General features: G+C 62.0%; 4 protein-coding genes. All 4 read left to right on the top strand.

Features of this window, described 5'->3' with window-relative positions; genetic code table 11:
- Positions 1–179 precede the first annotated feature (179 nt).
- Positions 180–551 (top strand): 30S ribosomal protein S12, encoded by a 372-nt coding sequence (gene rpsL, locus DBR10_RS05885; protein WP_007661566.1) that lies wholly within the window; start codon positions 180–182, stop codon positions 549–551.
- Positions 552–563: 12 nt separating this feature from the next.
- Positions 564–1,037 (top strand): 30S ribosomal protein S7, encoded by a 474-nt coding sequence (rpsG, locus tag DBR10_RS05890; RefSeq protein ID WP_007661568.1) that lies wholly within the window; start codon positions 564–566, stop codon positions 1,035–1,037.
- Positions 1,038–1,142: 105 nt separating this feature from the next.
- The gene (gene fusA, locus DBR10_RS05895; protein ID WP_108505954.1) at positions 1,143–3,221 is read left to right on the top strand and encodes an elongation factor G; all 2,079 of its coding nucleotides are present in this window, start codon (positions 1,143–1,145) and stop codon (positions 3,219–3,221) included.
- 61 nt (positions 3,222–3,282) lie between these two features.
- Positions 3,283–3,380, top strand: a 98-nt coding sequence (locus tag DBR10_RS05900; RefSeq protein WP_199225306.1) for a GTP-binding protein, incomplete at its 3' end; no start/stop codon positions are given.

Genomic DNA, 3,380 nt, shown 5'->3' on the forward strand with positions numbered 1-3,380 from the left:
CTGTCTCGTTAGATGCCCGTCCCTTAACCGACGGATAGCCCGCCGGAACGCTTTCCGCGTCCCGGCGAGTTTCGTGTTTATCGGGTCCCCACAAGGGGCTTTGAAAGCCGGAAGAACAACAACAAGGACCCGAAGCGCTTCGGCCGACAGGCACACGCTTCCATCAGAGCAGAGACTGAATGCCTACCGTCAACCAGCTCATCCGCAAACCGCGCCAGCCCAAGCCGGTCCGGAACAAGGTGCCCGCCCTGAAGGGCTGCCCCCAACGTCGTGGTGTTTGCACCCGCGTCTATACGACGACCCCGAAGAAGCCGAACTCGGCTCTGCGTAAGGTCGCCAAGGTCCGTCTGACCACCGGCATCGAAGCCGTTTGCTACATCCCGGGCGAAGGCCACAACCTGCAGGAGCACTCGGTGGTGCTCATCCGCGGCGGCCGCGTCAAGGACTTGCCCGGCGTCCGCTATCACATCCTGCGCGGCGTCCTCGACACCCAAGGTGTCAAGGATCGTAAGCAGCGTCGTTCGCTCTACGGCGCCAAGCGTCCGAAGTAAGGAAAAAGAAGAATGTCCCGCCGCCGTCGCGCCGAGAAACGCCAAGTCCTGCCGGATCCCAAGTTTGGAGATCTGATCGTCACAAAGTTCATGAACTACGTGATGTACGAGGGCAAAAAAGCCGTCGCCGAAAACATCATCTATGGTGCTTTCGACATCCTGGAAAACAAGCGCAAGGACCAGGGTCCCCTGGAAACCTTCCACTCCGCCCTGGACAACGTCGCCCCGGCGATCGAAGTCCGGTCGCGCCGCGTCGGCGGTGCCACCTATCAGGTGCCCGTGGAAGTCCGTCCGGACCGTCGTCGCGCCCTGGCCATCCGCTGGCTGGTGACCGCAGCGCGCAAGCGCGGCGAGAACACCATGACCGAGAAGCTGGCCGGTGAACTGCTCGATGCTTCCAACAACCGCGGCACCGCGGTGAAGAAGCGCGAAGACACCCACAAGATGGCTGAAGCCAACCGGGCGTTCTCGCACTACCGCTGGTAAGCTTTCTTACCAGCACTCTTTCAGGCGCGGGCGGTTTGAGATAAACCGCCCGCGCCGCACGTTTAAATGTCCCTGCCTCACGGCAGCGCTACGCAGAGCTCCATCATGGCCCGCCAGCATAAAATCGAAGACTACCGTAACTTCGGCATCATGGCGCACATCGACGCCGGAAAGACCACGACGACCGAGCGGATCCTGTACTACACGGGTAAGTCGCACAAGATCGGCGAAGTCCACGACGGCGCCGCGACCATGGACTGGATGGACCAGGAGCAGGAGCGCGGCATCACGATCACGTCGGCCGCGACGACCGCCTTCTGGCAGGAAAAGCGCCTCAACATCATCGACACCCCCGGACACGTCGACTTCACGATTGAAGTCGAGCGCAGCCTGCGCGTCCTCGACGGTGCCGTGACGGTTTTGGACGGTAACGCCGGCGTCGAGCCGCAGACCGAAACCGTCTGGCGCCAGGCCGACAAGTACCGCGTTCCGCGGATCGTCTTCGTCAACAAGATGGACAAGATCGGCGCCGACTTCGACAAGTCGGTCGAGTCGATCCGCGACCGTCTGGGTGCCAAGGCCGTTCCGATCCAGTTCCCGATCGGTTCGGAATCGAACCTGAAGGGCCTGGTCGACCTGGTCCGCATGAAGGCTGTTGTCTGGGACAACGACGCCCTGGGCGCCAACTTCCGTGACGAAGAAATCCCCGCTGACCTGATGGACAAGGCCGTTGCGGCCCGTGCCTATCTTGTCGAATGCGCCGTCGAAATGGACGACGATGCGATGGAAGCCTATCTGGGCGGCGACGAGCCCTCGGAAGCCACCATCAAGAACTGCATCCGCAAGGCCGTTCTGGCCGGTGCCTTCTATCCGATCCTCTGCGGCTCGGCCTTCAAGAACAAGGGCGTGCAGACGCTCCTGGACGCCGTCGTCGACTACCTGCCGTCGCCGCTGGACATCCCGCCGACCAAGGGCATCGACTTCAAGACCGAAGAAGAAGTCGTGCGTCGCGCCTCGGACGAGGAGCCCCTGTCGGTTCTGGCGTTCAAGATCATGGACGACCCCTTCGTTGGTTCGCTGACCTTCTGCCGCATCTATTCGGGCAAGCTGGAAACCGGCATGGGCCTGCTGAACGCCACGCGCGACAAGCGCGAGCGCGTCGGCCGGATGCTGCTCATGCACTCGAACAACCGCGAAGACATCAAGGAAGCCTATGCCGGCGACATCGTCGCCCTGGCCGGCCTGAAGGAAACCCGCACCGGTGACACCCTGTGCGATCCCCTGAAGTCGCCGGTTATCCTCGAGCGCATGGAATTCCCGGCCCCGGTTATCGAAATCGCCGTCGAGCCCAAGTCGAAGGCCGACCAGGAGAAGCTGGGCGTCGCCCTGCAGAAGCTGGCCGCCGAAGATCCGTCCTTCACCGTCTCGACCGACTTCGAAAGCGGCCAGACGATCCTGAAGGGCATGGGTGAACTGCACCTGGACATCAAGATCGACATCCTGAAGCGGACCTACAAGGTCGAAGCCAATATTGGCGCGCCGCAGGTGGCCTATCGCGAAAGCCTGGGTAAGAAGGTCGACATCGACTACACCCACAAGAAGCAGACCGGTGGTACGGGCCAGTTCGCCCGCGTCATGATCACCTTCGAGCCCGGCGAAGCCGGCTCGGGCTTCGTGTTCGAAAGCGCCATCGTCGGCGGCGCGGTGCCCAAGGAATACATCCCGGGCGTCCAGAAGGGTCTGGAGTCCGTGAAGGACAACGGCCTGCTCGCCGGCTTCCCGCTGATCGACTTCAAGGCCACCCTGACGGACGGCAAGTACCACGACGTCGACTCCAGCGTGCTGGCGTTCGAAATCGCGTCGCGCGCCGCCTTTAAGGAACTGCGCGAGAAGGGCGCTCCCAAGCTGCTCGAGCCGATCATGGCCGTCGAGGTCGTGACCCCGGAAGAGTACCTGGGTTCGGTCATCGGTGACCTGAACAGCCGTCGCGGCATGATCCAGGGTCAAGACATGCGCGGCAACGCCACGGTGGTGAATGCCTTCGTGCCGCTCGCCAACATGTTCGGTTATGTGAACACCCTGCGGGGCATGTCACAGGGCCGCGCCCAGTTCACGATGCAGTACGATCACTACGAGCCGGTGCCGCAACACGTCGCCGACGAAGTGATCAAGAAGTACGCCTAAACCCCACCCCAGATATTCCCCTTAAATTGCAGGCCCCTCTGGGGTCCGGAGCTAGAGAAAAATGGCCAAGGAAAAGTTCGAACGTAACAAGCCGCACTGCAACATCGGCACGATTGGTCACGTTGACCATGGCAAGACGACGCTGACGGCTGCGATCAC

The organism is Caulobacter sp. HMWF025 (assembly GCF_003060965.1).
Lineage (GTDB): Bacteria > Pseudomonadota > Alphaproteobacteria > Caulobacterales > Caulobacteraceae > Caulobacter.